Origin of the sequence: Paeniglutamicibacter sulfureus (assembly GCF_030512175.1) — a bacterium.
Lineage (GTDB): Bacteria > Actinomycetota > Actinomycetes > Actinomycetales > Micrococcaceae > Paeniglutamicibacter > Paeniglutamicibacter sulfureus.
Map to the genome: position 1 here is coordinate 2,456,443 of NZ_JAULBL010000002.1, position 14,457 is coordinate 2,470,899.

Genomic DNA, 14,457 nt, shown 5'->3' on the forward strand with positions numbered 1-14,457 from the left:
AGCCACGGGGTGTGAACGGAAAGCCAGCTCCGCGGCCTTGGGACCAGGCCCGTGCATCGGCATGTCGGCGCTGATTTTCGCAGACGGAGTACGTTCCGAATGGACTCGGGAAAACACTCGGTTGACACTCGGATGGGCGAGGCCTAGTCTGTATAAATCAGATTTATGTCCGATATCACCATGTTATGTCGGACATTACTTTTGGATCCACGATGGAGTGACGATGAACAGCCTTGCCAACCCGCCCATGATCGTTATGGGAGTTTCTGGATGCGGTAAATCCACGGTGGGCAAGATGCTTGCGGAGGAACTCGGTGCGACGTTCACTGACGGCGACGATCTTCACCCCGCGTCCAACAAGGAAAAGATGGCTGCGGGCCATCCGCTGGATGACGCCGATCGCCAGCCGTGGCTCGCGACCATTGGCCACGCACTTTCCAGAAGTTCCAAAAGCGGCACCCCTGCGATCATCGCGTGTTCCGCACTCAAGCGCAGCTATCGCGACCTGCTGCGTGCCCATGAGCCAGCCACGCTCTTCATCCACCTGCGCGGCCCTGCCGACCTCATCCAGAACCGGCTTGACGAACGCAGCCATGAATACATGCCCTCGACCCTGCTCACCTCGCAATTGAACGCGCTCGAGGCCATCGAAGCTGACGAAGCCGCCATCGAAGTGGACATCAGCCATAGCCCGGAAGACATTGTGGCCCTCGTGGCCAATAACTTGAACTACAAGTAACATCCGGAACCGACCGGTTCCACCCCCATCACCCGACATCCTTATACCTCCGAAGGACAATGATGACCGACGAGTTAGTCATGAACTGGACGCTGGGCACACCTGCGCTCCTCTCCATTGCCGTGGGCGCAATCCTGCTGCTGCTTTTGTTCATTATCAAATGGCGCATCCATGCATTCGTTGCACTCGTGGTCATCTCGCTGCTGACCGCAGTTGCCACCGGCATCCCGGTGGCAGCGGTGATTCCGACCCTCACCGGCGGATTCGGCGGGACGCTGGCCTCCGTCGCACTGCTGGTCGGCCTGGGTGCCATGCTCGGGCGCATGCTCGAGACAAGTGGCGGAGCCGAGGTGCTGACCAATGCGTTGATCAACAAGTTCGGCGAGAAGCGCGCACCGCTGGCGCTGTCCATCGCCTCGCTGCTCTTCGGATTCCCGATCTTCTTCGACGCCGGCCTGGTCGTCATGCTGCCAATCATCTTCACGGTGGCACGCCGCCTGGGTGGCTCCTTCCTGGGCTACGCCTTCCCGGCAGCCACCGCATTCTCCGTCATGCACATCTTCGTGCCGCCGCACCCGGGCCCGGTCGCCGCCTCCGGCCTGCTCGAGGCCAATGTCGGCCTGGTCCTGCTGCTGGGCCTCGTCGTCGCCCTGCCAACCTGGTTCTTCGCAGGCCACCTGTTCGGCAAGTATGTGGGACGGAAGTTCAATATCGCCATCCCGGACATCCTGGCCGGCACCGCCCAGGAGCAGCACGACTTCGCCTCCACGCCGAAGCTGGGTACCGTCGTGACCCTGTTGCTGCTGCCGCTGGTCCTGATCTTCATGAACACCGGCCTGAACACCCTTGCCTCAGCCGAAATCGTGGACAGCCAGGCCCAGTGGGTCCAGATCCTGCGCCTGGTCGGCGAGACGCCGGTCGCCCTGCTGATCACCGTGTTGCTTGGCATGTACCTGCTGGGCTACAAGCAGAACAAGGACAAGACACTCATCGAGACCGTCGTCGACTCGGCACTTGGCCCGGTATGCTCGATCATCCTGATCACCGGCGCCGGCGGCATGTTCGGCGCGGTGCTGCGCGCCAGCGGCATCGGCGACGCGGTTGCCGATTCACTCGACGCCCTCGGCCTGCCGATCATCGTCGCCGGCTTCATCATCGCCGCCGTGGTGCGCGTCGCCCAGGGTTCGGCCACCGTCGCGCTGACCACTGCCGCCGCCATCGTCCAGCCCGTGGTGGTGGGCAACGCAGACCTGAACCAGATTGAGGTCGTGGCCATCGTGCTGGCTCTGGCCGCCGGTTCCGTCTTCGCCGGCCACGTCAACGACTCCGGCTTCTGGTTGGTCAGCCGGTTCTTCGGGATGGACGTCAAGACGACGCTGAAGGTCTGGACCGTGGGCCAGGCGCTGGTCGGCGTGATCGGCTTTGCCATCGCGTACCTGATCTTCGCCGTCGCCGCCGCGTTCTAGTCCCGCAGCTCTTCGAACAACACCCAGGGAAGGAATCCACATGGGCAGCAACCTTTTTGACCTGACCGGGCGCATCGCGCTGGTCACCGGATCCTCGCGCGGCATCGGGAGGGAACTTGCCGCGGGCCTGGCCGACGCCGGGGCCACGATCGTGCTCCACGGCCGCAATGCCGAGACACTGGCGGCCACGGCCGCCGAGTTCGAGTCCCGCTACGGAGCGGACCGCATCTTCTCCTACGCGTTCGACGTGACCGACGCGGACGCCGTGGCCCGGAACATCGAGGCCATCGAGGCCGAGGTCGGACCGCTGCGGATCCTGGTGAACAACGCGGGCATCCAGCACCGCGTGCCGATGCTGGAGCTGGATGTCGCCGACTGGCAGCGCGTGCTCGACACCAACCTGACCAGCGCCTTCCTGGTGGGCCGCGAGGCAGCGCGGGGCATGCTTCAGCGCGGCGAGGGCAAGATCATCAACATCTGCTCCGTGCAGACGGACCTGGCCCGGCCCACCATCTCCGCCTACACCGCGGCCAAGGGCGGGCTGCGCAACCTGACCCGGGCCATGACCGCCGAGTGGGCGTCCGGCGGGCTCCAGGTCAACGGCATCGCCCCGGGCTACATCCACACCGAGATGACCCAGAACCTGGTGGACGATCGAGAGTTCAACTCCTGGATCCTGGGCCGCACCCCGGCCGGACGCTGGGGCACCGTGGCAGACCTGGCCGGCCCCGCCGTGTGGCTGGCCTCGGACGGATCCAACTACGTCAACGGCCAGACCATCTTCATCGACGGGGGAATGACAGTTGTCGTCTAGCACCCCTGCAACCGCCGTGGTGGCCCATGCCGCCGGCGACCTTAGGGTCGAGGCCATCGAGGTCCCCGCGCCGGCTTCGCACCAGGCGCAGATCGCCATCGCCTACGGCGGCATCTGCGGATCGGACCTGCACTACTGGATTCAGGGGGCGGCGGGGGAGTCCATCCTCAAGGCGCCCATGGTCCTGGGCCACGAAATCGTCGGCACGGTCCTCGCCGCGGCCGCCGATGGAACCGGCCCCGCGGCCGGCACCCGCATCGCGGTGCACCCCGCCACCCCCGGCGGCTCCGGCGCACGCTACCCCGTGGAGAGGCCCAACCTCTCCCCGGGCTGCACCTACCTGGGCTCCGCGGCAAGGTACCCGCACACCGAGGGTGCCTTTGCCACAGCGGTGAACCTGCCCTCGCGGATGCTGCGGGAACTGCCGGCGGGGCTTGCGCTGCGCGATGCCGCCTTGGCCGAACCCGCCGCCGTGGCCTGGCACGCTGTCTCCCGCGCCGGCGGGGTTGCCGGCAAGCGGGTCATGGTCATTGGCGCCGGTCCCATCGGCGTGCTGGCCGTTGCGGTGCTCAAGCGGGCAGGTGCCGCTCAAATCATCGCGGTGGACATGTTCGATCGCCCGCTGGAAATCGCCACGGCAGCCGGCGCGACCACCACCTTGAAGGCCGATGACGTCGACGCCATCGCCGAGATCGAGGCCGACGTGGTCATCGAGGCCAGCGGAAACCACCGCGGCTTGGCCTCGGCGGTTCGCGGCACGGTCCGGGGAGGGCGCATCGTCATGGTCGGCCTGCTGCCCTCGGGCGAGCAGCCGGCACTGATCTCGCTGGCCATCACCCGTGAGCTCGAACTGGTCGGTTCCTTCCGCTTCAACGACGAGATCGATGAGGTGCTGGGCGCACTTGCGGACGGCACACTGGACGTCTCGGCCGTCGTCACCCACGAATTCGGTGTCGACCAGGCCCTTGCCGCCTTCGCCGTGGCGAAGGACTCCGCTGTATCCGGTAAGGTCCTGCTGAAGTTCTAACCGCTGCTTTCACGCGGTCAGGTTTCGACATACCGCAAAAAAACATAGGCGCTCCGCCAGACTCCCGTAGGGGATCCGGCGGAGCGCCTTTCGCTTGCGGGTCTTAGGCCTGGGGCTGCGGGAAGAGTCGCGGCCGATCCGCCCACACGCCGCAGATCTCCTGGTTGGTGCGGCGCATGATCAGCTCCATGGATTCCCTCGCCCGGTGTGGCTCGCGGGCGGAAATCGCGTCGGCGACCGCCTGGTGCCAGGCCAGCGCTTCTTCGTGGGGGTGCTCGGGCATCAAGCCAAGTTCGGTGCGTCCCCGCAGCGTCTCGCCGATCGGATTGGCCAGGTTCGCAAACATCTCATTGCCCGAGGCCGCCAACACCAGCGCGTGGAAGCGGATGTCCAGCTCAAGGAAAGAGGCCAGGTCCCCGGAACGGCCGGCATGGCGCATCCGGGCGGCCAGGTTCAGCAGCTCGCCGCAAAATTCCGGCGGCGCGTGCTCTGCCGCGAGTTCGGCTGCCATGGGTTCAACGGCCACGCGCAGCTCGGTCAGGGAGCGCAATTGCGCGCCCTGACCGTCTCCGGCCAGGCGCCAGCGGATGACCAGCGGGTCAAAGGGGTTCCAGTGCTCGGGGGCCAATACCCGGATCCCGACGCGCTTGGTGGAAACCACCAGGCCGGCCGAGGCCAAAACGCGTACGGCCTCGCGAACGACCGACCGGGAGACCCCCAGCTCGCCCTCCAACTCGGATGCCAGGATCACGTCGCCGGCGGGAATGGATCCGTCGACAATGCGGCTTCCGAGATGGTCGACGGCTCGTTGGTGCAGGCTATTGGGCATAAGCCAATCCTATCGGGAATCAACTGCACAAATTTCCCAGTGAACAGGCAAAAAGCCACGTGTTTCCGGGGCAACAAATGGCAACGAGGCGTGTTCTTCTGGCCATGGAGACGCCAGACAAACTAAAGTGGACAGAAGTCACGGAGCCGTGCCCGGCGCTCCTTCGTGCCGGTATTCGCCCGGCCCAGCAAAATCGCAACGATGGAGACTTCATGCCTGCACAGATTGGCGTCACCGGCCTAGCCGTCATGGGCGCAAACCTCGCCCGCAACTTCGCCCGCAACGGATACACCGTGGCGCTGCACAACCGCTCGGTCGCCAAGACCGACGCATTGCTGGCCGCGCACGGCGACGAGGGCGACTTCATCCGCACCGAGACCCTGGCCGAACTCGTCCAGAACCTCGAGACCCCGCGCCGCGTGCTGGTCATGGTCAAGGCCGGCGGCCCCGTCGACTCGGTCATCGATTCGCTTATCCCGCTGCTCGAGGCGGGCGACATCATCATCGACGGCGGCAACTCCAACTTCGTGGACACCCGCCGCCGCGAGGCCGCGCTGGCCGAAAAGGGCCTGCACTTCGTGGGCGTGGGCGTCTCCGGCGGCGAGGAGGGCGCCCTGCTGGGCCCCTCGATCATGCCGGGCGGCTCGAAGCAGTCCTACGACGCCCTGGGCCCGATGCTGGAAAAGATCTCCGCCAAGGCCGTCGACGGCGCTCCGTGCTGCGCCTGGATCTCCACCGACGGCGCCGGGCACTTCGTGAAGATGGTGCACAACGGCATCGAATACGCCGACATGCAGGTCATCGGCGAGGCCTACGATCTGCTGCGCACCGGCGCCGGCATCGAGCCGGCGGCCCAGGCAGCGATCTTCGAGGAATGGAACAAGGGCGAACTCGCCTCCTTCCTCATCGAAATCACCGCCGAGGTGCTGGCCCACACCGATGCCAAGACCGGCAAGCCGCTGGTAGACGTCATCGTTGATAGCGCAGGCCAGAAGGGCACCGGCCGCTGGACCGTGCAGTCGGGCCTGGACCTGGGCTCCCCGATCTCCGCCATTGCCGAATCCGTGTTCGCCCGCGGCCTGTCCTCGCAGCGCGATCAGCGCGCCATCGGCCAGGAAGTCCTTGCCGGCCACGAGGTCGCCGTCGAGCTGGACGAGAACTTCGTTGAAGATGTGCGCCAGGCACTCTTCGCCTCCAAGCTGGTGTCCTACGCCCAGGGCCTGGACATGCTCACCTCCGCGGGCAAGGAATACAACTGGGACCTGAAGCTCGACGAGATCGCCTCGCTGTGGCGCGAAGGCTGCATCATCCGCGCGGCCCTGCTTGCAGACATCACCAAGGCCTACGCAGCGGATGAAAAGCCTGCAAACCTGCTGTTCGCCCCCGCCTTCTCCGAGGCCATCGCCGCTGCCCTTCCGGCCTGGCGCCGTGTGGTGTCCACCGCCGTCCAGCTGGGCGTGCCGGTGCCGGTGTTCTCCGCCTCGCTGGCCTACTACGATGGCCTGCGCCGCAAGCGCCTGCCGGCTGCGCTGACCCAGGGCCTGCGCGACCTCTTCGGTGCGCACACCTACAACCGCATGGACGTTGAGGGGTCGTTCCACACGCAGTGGAGCGGCGACAAGACCGAGATCGAAGCCGAAGACACCCACTAGTCGACACGCGCTTCACCACCACGAGGTGGCGCCACCCGGAATACCGGTGGCACCACCTCGTGGTTTTTTGCGGGCATGTCCGCCGCCCGGAGACGCAAAAAACGGTGCCGGTGCCGCCCCCAAGGGGACCGGCTCCGACACCGCAACTTGTTCGATCAGGCCAGCCCTAGATCCACATGGCCGGATCGATGTATTCGGCCGGATCCACCGCCGGCTTGTGTTCCTCGGCGGTGCGCGGGCGGTTCTTCGCCGGCATGCCGGTGATGATGGAATCCGCCGGGGCATCCTTGACCACCACGGCGTTGGCGCCGATGGCGGAATCCGCGCCGATCACAATCGGGCCCAGCACCTTGGCGCCGGCCCCGATGACCACACGGTCACCGATGGTCGGGTGGCGCTTGACCTTGGCCAGCGAGCGCCCGCCGAGGGTCACCCCGTGGTAGATCATCACGTCGTCGCCGATCTCGGCGGTCTCCCCGATGACCACGCCCATGCCGTGGTCGATGAAGAACCGCCGGCCGATGGTGGCTCCCGGGTGGATCTCGATCCCGGTGAGGAAGCGGCCGGCCTGGGAGAGCAGGCGCGCAGGAAAGCGCGTCCTGGGGTTCTGCCACAGCCGGTGGGTCAGCCGGTGGATCCAGATCGCATGGAGGCCCGAGTACGCCAGGAAGTTCTCGGCCTGCCCGCGGGCGGCGGGATCATGCGCACTTGCCCCGCGCAAGTCTTCGGCTAGTCGGGAAAAGAATCTCAAACCTTGGCCTTTGTTTGTGCGGCGATCCGGCTGTTGGCCGGAAAGCTGCGGGTGAAGCCCGAAGCGGTGCCGGTCGGGGCGTGGGGTTTCCCGCGCGCCCCGACCGACACCGACCGGATCGGCAGTCTTAGCCACGGATGTCGTCGAAAAGCAGCGTGGAGATGTAACGTTCGCCGAAGTCGGGGATCACGGCGACGATGAGCTTGCCGGCGTTTTCCTCGCGCTTGGCGATTTCCAGGGCCCCCCAGACGGCGGCGCCGCCGGAGATGCCGCCGAGGATGCCTTCCTGCGTCCCCAGCGCGCGGGCAATGGCGACCGAGTCGTCGATCGAGGCGTCAAGCACCTCGTCGTAAAGCTCGGTGTCCAGCACCTCGGGGATGAAGTTCGCTCCCAGGCCCTGGATCTTGTGCGGGCCCGGCTTGCCGCCGTTGAGGATCGCAGAATCCTTCGGCTCGACCGCGATGACCTGCAGGCCAGGCTTCTGCTCCTTGAGGAAGCGGCCGGCACCGGTGATGGTGCCGCCGGTGCCGATGCCGGCCACGAAGATGTCGATTTCGCCCTCGGTGTCGTTCCAGATCTCAGGACCGGTGGTCGCTGCATGCACCTCCGGGTTGGCGGCGTTGGCGAACTGCTGCGCCCAGATGGCGTTGTCGGTGGTGGCGACGATTTCCTTGGCCTTTTCCACGGCGCCGCGCATGCCTTCGGAACCCGGGGTCAAGACGATCTCCGCGCCGAAGGCCCGCAGCATCACGCGGCGCTCGGTGCTCATCGTCTCGGGCATGGTCAGCACCACCTTGTAGCCGCGGGCCGCTCCCACCATGGCCAGGGCGATTCCGGTGTTGCCGGAGGTGCCCTCGACGATGGTGCCGCCCGGGCGCAGGTCCCCGGAGGCCTCGGCGGCGTCAACGATGGCAACGCCAATGCGGTCCTTGACCGAGTTGGCCGGGTTGTAGAACTCCAGCTTCACGGCGATGTTGCCCGGCAGCCCGGCACCCAGTCGGTTCAGGCGCACCAGCGGGGTGCGGCCAACAATTTGCGTGACGTCGTTGTAGATCTTCGACATGGTGTCCTTTGTCCTTGGGTGTGGGAGCGGAATGGGCCGTTCAGGCACGGTCCCGTCGGGCAGTGACGCGCCGGGAACCTCAGGTACAAGCCTAGTCAGGACCGCTCGGCGGCGGGTTCCTCGAGCCATGTTGCGTAATATTTCCTGGCCTTGGCCAGTTTCGGGTCGATGATGACCCGGCAGTACCCCTCTTCGGGGAAGCGGTTGTAGTAGTCCTGGTGGATTCCCTCGGCCACGAAAAAGTCACCCGGGACCTCGAAAGCCGTCACCAGCGGATCGGGGTAGAGCTCCCCGAACTTCAGCGCGCTTTCGCGGAAAATCGACTCCTGCGCGGCGTCAAGCGGGTACATCGCCGAGCGGTACTGGGTGCCGACGTCGTAGCCCTGGCGGTTGAGCGTCGTGGGGTCGTGGGTGGTGAAAAACATGTCGAGTATGACCTCGTCCGGAACGACGGCGGGGTCGAATGTTACGGCAACGGCCTCGGCGTGTCCGGTATTTCCGCCGCAGACCGAGCGGTAGTTCGGGGCGGGATCGGAACCGCCGGTGTATCCGGACACCACCGCGTGGACCCCGCGCGTGCGCTGGTAGACGGCATCGAGGCACCAAAAACAGCCGCCGGCCAGCACAAAGGTGGTCAGCTCCTGACCGGCGGGACCCCGGGTCGTGGGAGAAAAGCGGATCGGTGTGCTGGAAATCGAGAAATCGTTCACATCTACACTCAAGCACAGTCACCGCCAATTCATTCCCGCGGTCCCGATGCCGCCGCCTGCTGGTCACGGCACAAGCGCAAATTGCGGTCAGCACATGAGGGCATTCGGGGCCGATCCGGATACGGTAGATGCATGCAGAGCAATAAGCAGCAGCCTCACGGCATGCGTATCGTCTCCGGGCCGGGATCGGCCGACCAGGAAAGCGCCGGCACCGCCCATACGGAGGCAAATCCCGCCGCCCCCGGCGCCGTGGCGGCCGCATCGCCGCCGTCGAGCATGCCCACGACCGCACCCGGCAACGATTCTTCCCTCGATGCCGCCGCGACGGGCACAGGCGCAGCGGGGCAGGTCGTGGCTTCCGGGAACGCCTCGACCGCCGCGCCTGCCCGGTTCGGCACCGAGACCGAAGAACCGGCATCCGGCCAGATGGAAGCCATGCTGTCCACTCCCACCCTCGGACAGGTGCTGGTTGCCGTCGAGGAACTCTGGCCCGCTTCGCTGGCCGAGGAATGGGACACCGTCGGACCCGTGGTCGGGCGCCCCGAACGCGAAGTCAAGCGGATCATGTTCGCCGTCGATCCCACCCTTGAGGTGGTGGCCGACGCGGTTTCCCGCGGCACCGACCTGCTGATCACCCACCACCCGCTGCTGCTGCGCCCGGTCAACTCCGTGGCCGCCACCGGGTTCAAGGGGGAGGCGGTGCACCTGCTCATCGAATCCAGCTGCGCGCTGGTCACCGCCCACACCAACGCGGACTCGGCCATCGGCGGGGTCTCCGACGTGCTGGCCGACATCTTTGGCCTGACCCAGACGCAACCGCTGGCACCCTCTAGGGACGGGCTGCCCGAGGAAGGCATCGGCCGGGTCGGCATGCTGCCCGAACCGCTGCAGTTGCACGAGTTCGCCTCCCGTGTCTTCTCCGCGATGCCCTCGGTGGCCGGCGGAGTGCGCGTGGCCGGGGACCGCTCAGGGATCGTGCGCAAGGTCGCCGTGTGTGGCGGGGCGGGGGATTCGCTCTTCGATGCCGTCCGTGCCGCCGAGGCCGATGTCTACGTGACCGCCGATTTGCGCCACCACCCCGCATCCGAGGCCCGCGAGGCCGCATTGAACGGCAAGCCCTACCTCATCGACGTTTCCCACTTCGCTTCCGAGTGGCTGTGGCTGCCCACCGCAGCCGACGCGCTGAAGAACGTCCTGCACGATTTGGGACACGATGTGGAGGTCGGCGTCTCGGCCATCAACACCGATCCCTGGGACTTCATTCTCACCCCGTAACCGGTCGAGCCCACCCACCTGCCTCGATGCGGTGCGCGCCCACCACACCCGGATTTCCCGGGCAGGGAGCGCGCACCGCATCTTTTGCATCCGCGCCGTTCGTGCCCGCTTGGACGGCCCGCGGGGGTTATCCACAGAACCCATGCCGGCGCTGGCGGGCACCGATGTCCGGGGAGCACCATGGATCCCATGGACACACCGGCCGGCATCATCGACTCGGCCCTCGCCGCACTCGGTGGGGCTTTGGGGACGGGCACCGTAGCATCTGCCGGTCCCGGCACCCTCGTCGATCCACTGCGTCTGTTGGCCGCCGTCGACCTGGTCGCCCGCCGCCTGCTGGAGCAGGGGGCCGCCTCCGCGGCCGGCTCCCCGGTCCGGGCCGCCGCGTTGGCGCAACTGGCCGAACGCCTCTTCCGCACCGGGTCCTACGGGCAGGTCCTGGCCGCCGGCACCTGCGAGGCCGCCGAGGTGCACACCCTTACCGAAGCGCCGCTGGCCGAAACGAACCAGGTGCTGAAAGACGCGGCCGGCTTTGCCGCCGGCACCAGCGGCCTGCCTGCGGATGCAGTGACCGGCCCCGACCGAAAGCCCCTGCATCGCGACACCGCCGAGTTCCTCAAGAACCAACTGCACCTGAGTTATTTCCAGGCCTCCCACCGCGTTAGCACCCACGCCCGGCTCATGGAGCACAAGGGCCCGGGCGGCACCACGCTGCCGCCGACCTTCCCGCAGCTGGGCCGGGCGCTGGCCGGCGGTTCCTCGGACCCAAAGGTCCTGGCCAACACAGCGGCGAAGCTCGTCGCGCTGGCACCGTCGCTGGAGGCGCAACCGGACCCGGAGAAGGCCCGCACCGCGCTGGAGGAGCAAGTTGCCCGCACCCTGCACACCGCCGACGAGGCCGCGGTCGGCAGGCTCCTGAAGCAGGTTGCCATCGACCTTGAACACACCAGCGTCGAGGGACAGGAGGCCGCAAGGGCCCGATTCGAGGGGCTGCGCTTTCGCTGCCACAAACCCGCCGGGTACATCTGGGAGCTCACCACCGATGCCGAGGGCCACGAAATGCTCTGCACCCTGGCCGACGACCTGAACAATCCCCGTACCGCCTCCGGCACTACCGCCACCCCGGAAACCGTCTCCCAGCCGGCACTCTTTGACGAGGCGGCATTCCCGGGCACGGCAAACGGCGCCGAAGCCATTGAACGCGCCGAGCAGGCAGAAGACGCTCCCGAGATTCCCGCCTGGGCCGTCAACCCCGATGTCCCCGCCGGGCAGCGCCCCCGGGCCGGATTCAACGATGTCGGCAAGCCACTGCCATGCGCCAACCCTTACGGCCTGCCCGAGGACGACCGATACCCCGGCGAGACCCGAGACGAAGCCAACGCCAGGCGCCGCGCCCAACGCCTCTCGGGTGCACTTCTCGAGGCCCTGCGCTCCTGGATGGACCCCGCGGCCGCGCAGCCCGGGATGCCGTTGAACTCCCGCGTCGAATTGTTGGTCATGATCGACTATGCCGCGCTCACCGGGGCCCTGGAAACCGCCGGGTTCACCAGCCACGGGCAGTACATCTCCGCCGCCGCCGCCCGCCGCCTGGCCTGCAACGCCGGGATTACCCCGGTGATCATGGGTGGGGAGGGCCAGCCCCTGGATGTGGGCCGACGCAAACGCTTCTTCACCAAGGGCCAGAGGCGCGCCATCGCCGCCCGCGACCGAGGCTGCGCCAACCCCGGCTGTTCCATGCCCGTCCACCGCTGCGAGGCCCACCACATCAAGTCCTTCTCCGAAGGCGGAAAGACACAAGTCAGTAACGGTTTGTTGCTCTGCATCCGGTGCCACACCGCCTTCCACGCGGGGCACTTCGGCATCCGGGTCGTAGCCGGCATTCCACATGTCGTCCTTCCCGCATCGCGCGACCCGCTCCAAAGACCCAGGCGGAACTGGGTCTTCCATCCCGAAGCCGCAGCCGCCTGAAACTCCACTCCCGCCACAAGGCGAGCCTCCCGCGATGCCGTGCCGCCTGCCGCCGCACCTCCCGACCGTGCCCGGACGGAGCCAGCCACGCCATCGACAGATTCCGGCGGGTCACAATCACCACGAAGTTCCCCGACTGACTAGGGTTGTGCCTAGGCGATCACTGATTGCCCAGGCATACCAGGAACGGCAGCGCCACGGCGCGCACAGCGGAGGACACCATGGCAAAGGCAGCACCGGCGGAACAGCTTCGACTCTTGGACGTGGCAGCGCTCGATTCGCAGGCCACCAAGCTCACCCGCCAGATCGCCGAGGCCACCGCTGATGCACAACTTGCCGCGGCCCAGGTTGCCCTCGAGGAGGCCCGAGCCGCACAGGACGAGGTGCAGATCGAGGTCGACGCCGCAGCAGCAGCACTCAAGGAATCCGAGCTGGCCGTGGAAAAAGTCGTGGCCCACATCGGCAAGGACCAGAAGCGCATCGATGTCGGTGCCGGTACGCACCAAGACCTGATGGCGCTGTCCCACGAAATCGACTCGCTCACCGTCCGTCGAAACGACCTTGAAGACACCGAGCTTGAGCTCATGTCGGCTCTCGAGAACGTACAGGAGCGGGCCGCGCAGGCGCAGGCCCATACCGCCACCCTGGCCAGCGAGCACGCGAAGCACCTGGCGCGCCGCGATGCCGCCCTTGCCGCGCTGCAGGACCAGCTTGCCGAATGCAGGGACGCCCGCGCCACGCTGGTGGCCACCTTCGATGAAACTCTTATCACCATCTACGAAAGGCTGCGCACCCGCAACGGCATCGGCGCGGCCCGCCTTTTCCACGGCACCTCCGAGGCCAGCGGCATTGCTCTGTCCGCGGGCGACCTGGGGGAAATCAAGGCTGCGCCGGCCGACGAGCTGGTCTTCTGCCCCGACACCGGAGCCATCTTGGTGCGCAGCGAAGAATGGGGAGCGTAGTCCACCCCGCGGCCCATGTCCGTGAAAGTGCGCCGCGTTCCGGGCGGCTGCATCACACGCAGATCCGGGTCCGCGACATGGCCGCGTTCCGGGGCACTCTCGGCTGACTGTTCGAGGAACTTGGTTACACGGCTTGGGATTCTGAAGGAAGGCACCAGGCGTCAACCACCTGGCCCGCTCAGTCGGATCGCGCCGAAGGGTCGACGCACTCACGTGGCAGGCCCAGTCCAGCGGCTTTGTTTTGCTCTTTGCCGAGGCACACCCGTATGCGGGTGGCCCGGCACGCTACGCGTCCTATCTGAAGGATTCGGCCAGGTTTGAAATGGAGCTGGTTGCCGATATGCCGGGTACCCATGGACCCGACATCGCCGAACCCGACGCGGCAAGTTCCAATCGCGCAAGCTAGTTTCCGACGGCCTTGAAGGCGTGGTCCTCCGGCAGGATGATGTTCAGCTGGTGCGCCTTGCGTGAGGTGCCGGGCACCAGCTCGGCTTCCCAGCGTTCGCGTGCGGCCTCCAGCAATTCCGTAGGCGTCGCGACCTCGGCCCCTCGGGTGAGCAGATGCGATGCCAGTTCGCCACGGGTGTGCTTGGCGAAGTGCGAAACAACCTTGCGCACGCCCCCGCGCAACTGGAACACCGAGACGCTCACGGAGTTTGAAGCCGGCGGCACCCACGCCGCGGCATAAGTGCTGGAACGGCAATCAACAACCAAGTCGTCGCCGGCCCGCGCGTTGAGGACCGGCGTCAGCTTCGGCTTCCACCAACCGGCAAGCTTGCCGATCTCGGGCAGCTTCACCGACATGGACAACCTGTACGCCGGGATCCGGTCGGCAAAACCCACGGCTCCCCAGAGCGCGGAGATCACCAGGATGCTCGCATCAGCTCGCTCACGCGCCGCGGCTTCCAGTCGTTCATAGCCCAGCGCCTCAAAAAGCACGCCGGTGTATACGGTGTGTGCGGCAGCCGCGGGTTCCGTGTGCAATTCGATGTTCCGCGTGACTTCGGCGACCAGCGACTTGCCCACGCCGAGCACCTCGAGCGCGTCGTCGGCACGCGAAACCTCGGCCAGGGCAGCCAACAGCTGGTGGCGATGCGGCTTCAGCTCCGGGAACTGAAGGGCATCGGCATCAAAGGGGTCGCCATCGCCGGCGGGTTCTTTGCCCTCGGAGGGCGGAAGCAAAATCAACACCGGTCAAGCC

Annotated in this window: 13 protein-coding genes; 8 read left to right on the forward strand and 5 right to left on the reverse strand. The window is 66.7% G+C overall.

Features of this window, described 5'->3' with window-relative positions:
- Positions 1-223 precede the first annotated feature (223 nt).
- The 4 genes from Q2T94_RS17815 (at position 224) to Q2T94_RS17830 (ending at position 4,046) form a co-directional block, all read left to right on the forward strand.
- A complete protein-coding gene (locus tag Q2T94_RS17815; protein ID WP_264269669.1) occupies positions 224-739 on the forward strand; it encodes a gluconokinase in 516 nt (171 codons plus the stop codon).
- A 62-nt stretch (positions 740-801) separates the two neighbouring features.
- A complete protein-coding gene (locus Q2T94_RS17820; RefSeq protein WP_302266015.1) occupies positions 802-2,205 on the forward strand; it encodes a GntP family permease in 1,404 nt (467 codons plus the stop codon).
- 40 nt (positions 2,206-2,245) lie between these two features.
- Positions 2,246-3,019 carry an SDR family oxidoreductase gene (locus tag Q2T94_RS17825; protein ID WP_302266016.1) on the forward strand — a complete coding sequence of 258 codons (774 nt, stop codon included), beginning with the start codon at positions 2,246-2,248 and terminating at the stop codon, positions 3,017-3,019.
- Positions 3,009-4,046, forward strand: a complete 1,038-nt coding sequence (locus tag Q2T94_RS17830) for a zinc-binding dehydrogenase (protein ID WP_302266017.1) — start codon at positions 3,009-3,011, stop codon at positions 4,044-4,046. Before Q2T94_RS17825 ends, Q2T94_RS17830 begins: the two co-directional genes overlap by 11 nt.
- Before the next feature lie 103 nt (positions 4,047-4,149).
- Here the strand turns inward: Q2T94_RS17830 and Q2T94_RS17835 are convergent, their stop codons facing one another.
- Positions 4,150-4,875: a FadR/GntR family transcriptional regulator gene (locus Q2T94_RS17835; protein WP_302266018.1), complete on the reverse strand. Its 726-nt coding sequence runs from the start codon at positions 4,873-4,875 to the stop codon at positions 4,150-4,152.
- 212 nt (positions 4,876-5,087) lie between these two features.
- Here Q2T94_RS17835 and gnd point away from each other — a divergent pair, with 212 nt between their 5' ends.
- On the forward strand, positions 5,088-6,527 hold the full coding sequence (gnd, locus tag Q2T94_RS17840; RefSeq protein ID WP_302266019.1) for an NADP-dependent phosphogluconate dehydrogenase: 1,440 nt from the start codon (positions 5,088-5,090) through the stop codon (positions 6,525-6,527).
- A 166-nt stretch (positions 6,528-6,693) separates the two neighbouring features.
- Here gnd and epsC read toward each other — a convergent pair whose 3' ends face one another.
- The 3 genes from epsC to msrA form a co-directional block, all read right to left on the reverse strand.
- Positions 6,694-7,278: a serine O-acetyltransferase EpsC gene (epsC, locus tag Q2T94_RS17845; RefSeq protein WP_264269663.1), complete on the reverse strand. Its 585-nt coding sequence runs from the start codon at positions 7,276-7,278 to the stop codon at positions 6,694-6,696.
- 127 nt (positions 7,279-7,405) lie between these two features.
- On the reverse strand, positions 7,406-8,341 hold the full coding sequence (gene cysK / locus Q2T94_RS17850) for a cysteine synthase A (protein ID WP_264269662.1): 936 nt from the start codon (positions 8,339-8,341) through the stop codon (positions 7,406-7,408).
- Between the two features lie 95 nt (positions 8,342-8,436).
- Positions 8,437-8,979, reverse strand: coding sequence for a peptide-methionine (S)-S-oxide reductase MsrA (gene msrA / locus Q2T94_RS17855; RefSeq protein WP_302266458.1), 543 nt, complete (start codon positions 8,977-8,979; stop codon positions 8,437-8,439).
- 204 nt (positions 8,980-9,183) lie between these two features.
- Between msrA and Q2T94_RS17860 the strand changes: the two genes are divergently transcribed.
- From Q2T94_RS17860 to Q2T94_RS17870, 3 genes are all read left to right on the forward strand, one after another.
- The gene (locus Q2T94_RS17860) at positions 9,184-10,326 is read left to right on the forward strand and encodes a Nif3-like dinuclear metal center hexameric protein (RefSeq protein WP_436836838.1); all 1,143 of its coding nucleotides are present in this window, start codon (positions 9,184-9,186) and stop codon (positions 10,324-10,326) included.
- A gap of 189 nt (positions 10,327-10,515) precedes the next feature.
- Positions 10,516-12,294 carry an HNH endonuclease signature motif containing protein gene (locus tag Q2T94_RS17865; RefSeq protein WP_302266020.1) on the forward strand — a complete coding sequence of 593 codons (1,779 nt, stop codon included), beginning with the start codon at positions 10,516-10,518 and terminating at the stop codon, positions 12,292-12,294.
- A gap of 221 nt (positions 12,295-12,515) precedes the next feature.
- Positions 12,516-13,256, forward strand: a complete 741-nt coding sequence (locus Q2T94_RS17870) for a zinc ribbon domain-containing protein (RefSeq protein ID WP_302266021.1) — start codon at positions 12,516-12,518, stop codon at positions 13,254-13,256.
- Between the two features lie 402 nt (positions 13,257-13,658).
- Here the strand turns inward: Q2T94_RS17870 and Q2T94_RS17875 are convergent, their stop codons facing one another.
- Positions 13,659-14,447: a YaaA family protein gene (locus tag Q2T94_RS17875; RefSeq protein ID WP_302266022.1), complete on the reverse strand. Its 789-nt coding sequence runs from the start codon at positions 14,445-14,447 to the stop codon at positions 13,659-13,661.
- Between the last annotated feature and the right edge of the window lie 10 nt (positions 14,448-14,457).